Here is a 460-nt window from a genome sequence, read left to right as displayed (position 1 = left end):
AGCCACCGGTTCGACCGGCTCGACGGGCGCCACTGGAGCCACGGGTCGTACCGGCTCGACGGGAGCGACCGGTTCAACGGGAGCGACCGGCTCGACCGGCGCCACCGGAGCGACAGGCCGCACTGGCTCGACCGGAGCCACCGGTTCGACCGGCTCGACAGGAGCGACCGGTTCAACGGGAGCGACCGGAGTCACGGGTGCTACCGGTTTGACCGGAGCCACGGGTGCGACTGGCGCGACTGGCTCGACCGGCGCGACTGGCTCGACGGGTGCAACCGGCTCGACGGGTGCCACGGGTGAGACCGGCGCGACCGGCTCGACGGGTGCCACGGGTGAGACCGGAGCGACTGGCTCGACGGGTGCCACGGGCGAGACCGGCGCGACTGGCTCGACCGGTGCCACGGGTGAGACCGGAGCGACTGGCTCGACCGGTGCCACGGGTGAGACCGGCGCGACTGGC

At 73.7% G+C, this 460-nt stretch carries 1 pseudogene; it reads left to right on the top strand.

What is annotated here, in order from left to right:
• Positions 1-300, top strand: a pseudogene (locus ACLBX9_RS01795) (hypothetical protein); the annotation flags it as partial.
• Positions 301-460 lie beyond the last annotated feature (160 nt).

This window comes from Methylobacterium sp. A49B, from assembly GCF_053346215.1.
Note: the sequence above shows the minus strand (reverse complement) of the source record. Positions and strands in the feature narration are given on the sequence as shown.